3 protein-coding genes are annotated in these 4919 nt (G+C 75.3%); 2 read left to right on the top strand and 1 reads right to left on the bottom strand.

Translation table 11 applies throughout. The features are described from left to right. Nucleotides 1-336: hypothetical protein (locus VF468_18015; protein ID HEX5880187.1), on the bottom strand; the 336-nt coding region annotated here is incomplete at its 3' end. 76 nt (nt 337-412) lie between these two features. On the opposite strand from VF468_18015, the gene VF468_18010 reads away from it, so the two are divergent. Together VF468_18010 and VF468_18005 are read left to right on the top strand one after the other, a co-directional pair. Further along, nucleotides 413-3526, top strand: a complete 3114-nt coding sequence (locus tag VF468_18010; GenBank protein HEX5880186.1) for a glycosyltransferase family 2 protein — start codon at nt 413-415, stop codon at nt 3524-3526. Continuing rightward, a partial coding sequence (locus VF468_18005) for a DUF5719 family protein (protein ID HEX5880185.1) occupies nt 3523-4919 on the top strand: 1397 nt, incomplete at its 3' end. The genes VF468_18010 and VF468_18005, both read left to right, overlap by 4 nt.

Genomic DNA, 4919 nt, shown 5'->3' with positions numbered 1-4919 from the left:
TCGAAAGAAAGCGCCGGCGCGGAGGAGGAAGACCACCGCGAGGAAGACCACGGCGCGGAAGCGGACGACCGCTCGGCGGAAGACCGCCGCACGGAAGTCGACGGGCCGCAGGAAGTCGACGGCTCGGAAGTCCACGGGCCGGAAAAAGTCGACGGCGAGGCGGAAGACGACGTCGCGGAAGCGGACGACCGCCAAGAGGACGACCGCGCGCAGGAAGTCGACCAGTCGTCGGAAGAAGACGACGGCGGCTCGGCGGCCCAGGAAGCGGGCCACGGCGCGGAAGACGACCAGGCGGGCGACCTCGAGGAAGAAGAAGTAGTCCTCGAGGTCACACACGATCGGAGGGGGGCACCCAGCCCCCCTCCTTCGTTTTCGCGGCCCGGCCCCCGACCGTTAGGCTAGGCCCCCGCCGATGCAGACCGAGGTTCCGACCGTCCTGGCCGTGCTCGTCGCGCGCAACGGGGCCGCATGGTTGCCGCGGACCCTGCGGTCGCTGGCCCGGCAGAGCCATCCGCGGCTCGGGGTGCTCGGGGTCGACAACGCCTCCACCGACGGTTCGGCGGAGCTCCTGGAGGGGGCCCTGGGGGCCCGGCGCGTGATCCGGCTCGACGAGGATGCCGGCTTCGCTGGCTCGATCCGCCGGGCGCTGGAGATCCCCGCGGCGCGCGGGTCGGACTTCCTTCTCTTCCTCCACGACGACGTGGCGCTGGCCCCCCACGCGGTGGCTCGGCTCGTGGAGGAGGCCGGTCGCGTCGAGGGAGCCGGCGTGGTCGGGCCGAAGATCCTGGACTGGGACGGGCGCGTGCTCCTCGAGGTGGGGTTCAGCACGGATCGGTTCGGCTATCCGCACTCGCCGCTCGAGGAGGGGGAGATCGATCAGGGTCAGTACGACGCGCCTCGGGAGGTGCTGGTGGCCTCCTCTGCGGTGATGCTGGTATCCCGGGAAGCCCTGGACCGGGTGGGCCCACCCGACGACCGCCTCGCTCCCGCGCCGGACGATCTCGACTTCTGCTGGCGGGTTCGGCTGGCCGGGTACCGCGTGCTGGTGACGCCCCGGGCGGTGGCCGTGCACCGGATGGCCGGGTTCCGCGGGGAGCGAGGCGGTGGGCCGGAGCACCGGCCCAGGTACGAGACCGAGCGGGCGGCCCTGGCCGCCATCCTCGTCAACTACCGGTGGTGGACGCTGGCCTGGGTCCTGCCGCTGTACGCGATCCAGGGCCTGGGCCGGCTGGTCCTGTATCTCCTGGGCCGCCGGTTCGACAGGGCCGGGGAGATCCTGGCCGCGTGGGGGTGGAACGTGGCCCGCCTGCCCGGAACGATCTCCCGTCGGTTCCGGGCCCAGCGCGCTCGGCGCGTCTCGGACCGTGAGATCGGGCGGTTCATGTCGCCGGCGGGGACCCGGCTCCAGCGGTGGGCCACCCAGGCCTCGAGCATGCTCGTCGGGGCGCGAGCGGCCCAAGTGGAGGAGGGGGAGGAGCTTGAAGCGCCGCCGCTCCGCGAGCGCGTGGCGTCGGTGGTGACCGACCACCCGGTGGCCATCGCCTGGATCGGCGCCGTCGTCGTCACGCTGGTGGCGTTCCGTGACGTCCTGTTCGTCCCGACCATCGAGGGCGGCGCGTTCCCGACGTTCCCTCCGACCGCGGCGTCGTTCTTCGAGGCATTCGGGTCGGCTTGGCGACCAACCGGGTTCGGCGGTCCCGAGCTGTCCAGCCCGGCCCTGGTCCCGCTGGGCGTGGGGAGCTTCCTCGCGCTCGGCAATCCCGATCTGCTCGGGAGGTTGCTGGTCGCCCTGGGCCCCGTCGCGGCCGGCGTCTCGTGCTACGTCGCGGTCCGCCGGCTCGGTCCGGGTCCCGGGCCCGCCGCTGTGGCCGCGGCGTCGTACGCGGCGGCCGCACCGGCGCTGTGGGCGGCGTCCGAGGGCCGGGTCTCGGTGATCGTCATGCTCGCGCTCCTCCCGCTGGTGGCGTCCCGGCTGGTGAACGCGTTCGCCGCCGGAGGACCGGCCCGCCCCCTCCGGTGGGTCGTGGGGACCGGGATGGCGCTGGCAGTGATGGTGGCGTTCGAACCCACCGCCTGGATCGCGGTGGCGCTCGGGGCGCTGCCGCTGTTGGTGATCCCCGAAGCGCGGGGGAGCCGGACGCGTGGGGTCCTCCTCACCCTGGCCGTCGGAGTGGTGGCCGCCGTCCTCCTGTCCCCCTTCGTGGTCACGCTGGTCGGGGGAGGCGGAACCGCCGGCCCTCCCGCCCGGGCCCGGTTCGCCGACCTGCTCCTGCTGGCACCGGGGCCGGGTCCCGGATCCGGGGTGACGGCCGCGTTCCTCCCGGTGGCCGGCATGCTGGCGTTCGCCGTCGCGTCGGAGCGGCGGGCCGCGTGGCGGGCGTTGCTCACGTCGACCGCCGGGGTCCCGCTCGCGTGGCTCGCCGCCGCCGAGTGGCTCCCCGCTCCGGTCGACGAGCCGGTGCCGTATCTGGTCGCAGCGGCGCTGTCGCTGGCGATCCTGGTCGGACTGGGCGCGGCGGGGATGCCCCACGGGGTCCGCCGGGCCGCGTTCGGGACCCCGCAGATCGTGGCCGTGCTGACGACCGCGGTCCTGATGCTGGGCCTCGCCGGTCAGGCGGTCCGGATCCTCGCAGGGGACTGGGCGGTCGGTGAGGAGCGGGTGGCCCCGGCCTGGCCGGTGGTGACCTCGACGGAGCCGGGGACCCCCTTCCGGGTGTTGTGGCTCGCCGCCGATGACGGCCTTCCGTTCCCGCCGCCCGGTGGCGACCCCGAGGGAGTGGCCGTCGCCGGGGGGGCCGAGGTCGCCTACGGCGTGACGGGCCGGGCGGGCCGGTCGCTCCTGGCCATCGGGCTCCCTCCCGACGAGGCGGCACTGGCGAGGGTGGAGGCCACTCTGACCGCGATGCTTGAGGGAAGGGTCAGTCACGCGGGCGCCCTGCTCGGGCCCATGGGCATCCGGTACGTCGTGGCCGGCGAGGAGCGGCTCCCGTCCGTCGCCGCTCGGGGGTTGGCGGAGCAGGTCGACCTCGACCTGGTGCAGCGGGCCGGTGGCCTTTCGATCTATCGGAACGCCCGGGCGGTGCCGTCGGCCGCCGTGATCCCCGGCGAGGCCGCGGTGGCCGCCGCTCGGTCGGACTCACTCCTGGCGGCGGCCCACGTGAACGGGGCCACCGCCGGCAGGCTCCAGGGTGGCCCCGAGGTGCTCACCGGCACGGTCCCCGAGGGGGGCGTCTCGCTGGTGCTCGTGGCGGACCGCTTCGATCCCCGGTGGCGGGCTCGCTCGCCCACGGGGGAGGCTGAGCCGTTCCCCGCGTTCGGCTGGGCCCTGGCGTTCGAGGGCCGACCGGGTCCGGTCACGGTCACGTTCGAGGACGGGTCGCGGCGGACGATCGAGCTCGCGGCGCTGGCCCTCCTGTGGGCCGTCTCGCTGTGGACGGTCCGGAGGCGGGAGGAACGGGTGGTCCGACGCCCGGTGGCCACGGCGACCGGCGACCTCCCGGCCGTGCGCGAGGTGAGCCGGGCATGACCGCGCGGATACGGCTCCTGGTGGCGGTGGCCCTCGCGGCCACGGTCGTGGCCGGTGGTTTCGCCATGGAGCGCCGGATCGGGGCAGCGCCACGGGCGCCCTCGTTCGCGCCACCTGGCGTGTCCGGCGCCCGGTACTGTCCCCACGGCGGCGGCCAGGGATGGCGGGCGTGGATCGTGATGGCGAATCCCGCCGAGGTTCCCACCGACGTCGTCTTGACGAGCAGGACCGGGGCCGGCCCGCCGCAGACGGTGGCCTCCACGGTGGCCCCGGGGACCCACGTCTACGTCGAGGTCCCCGCCGCGGAGATGGCCTCGGCGACCGTGGTGGAGTTCTTCGGGTCGCCGGTGGCGGCCGGGATGGTCACGGCCCGTCCGGACGGGGAGGGAGGGGTGGGCGCCGAGCCGTGCGCCGATCGACCGGCAGCGCGGTGGTTCGTACCGGAGGCCAGCACCCTCAGGGGTCAGGACGCCACCGTGCTGATCCACAACCCGTTCGGGTCCGAGGCGGTGATCGACGTCCGCCTGCTCGCCGAGGCCGGACCGATCAGCCACGGACGGCTCCGGGGCCTGGTCCTCGACCCCGGTCAGGTCAAGGCGGTCTCGGTGGGCCGGTTCGCACTGGGGGAGCCCGGGGTGGCCGCCGCCGTCGAGGCCCACCTCGGTCGCGTGGTGGTCGGCGGGGTCAACGTGTCCACGGCCGGCGTCCGCACGGTCGTCGGAACGCCGGTCGTGAGCGGCTCGTGGGTCCTTCCCGGGGCCGGCGATGTCGCCGCCGGCCGGCTGGTGGTGTCGGCGCCCGCCGACGACGCTGCGTTCCGGGCCGATGTTCTGAGCGCGGCCGGGCCGGCGCCCCTGGTCGACCTGGAATCGGTGGCCGGCCATTCGTCGGCCACGTTCGATCTCCCCGCGGAGGCAGGCGGGGTCCTGGTCCAGGGCGAGGGCGCCGCGCCCTTGCTGGCGGGCCGCCTGCTCGTCCCTCCTGCGCCGGAGCCGGCCCCGGTGCCGCGGCGGGAGCGTCGGGGCGGGGGCCAGGGCGGCGGTGGCCAGGGTGGGGAGGACGGACGGGAGGAGCCTCCGGAGCCGCGGGAGCCCGAGCCGGGCGACCTGGCCGCCACGGGAGGAGCCCCGGTCGGCGCGAACCGATGGGTGGCGCTGCCGGCCACTCCGCCCGAGGGTGGGCCGGCGGCCCTGGTGCTCCAGAACCCGGGGGGCGGGGCGGCCCAGGTCAGGGTGTCGATCCTGGGCTCGGAGGAGGTCATGCCGGAGGTCGTCGAGGTCCCCCCAGGGTCCTTCGTGCTCGTCGAGCTCCCCTCGACCCCCGCGGCGGTCCTCGTGGAGTCGGAGGGAGCCCCGGTGGTCCCGGCCCAGGTCTCGCTGGATCGCCGGACGTA

The organism is Actinomycetota bacterium, from assembly GCA_036280995.1.
Classification (GTDB): Bacteria; Actinomycetota; CALGFH01; order CALGFH01; family CALGFH01; genus CALGFH01.
This window is presented reverse-complemented; position numbering and strand designations above follow the sequence as displayed.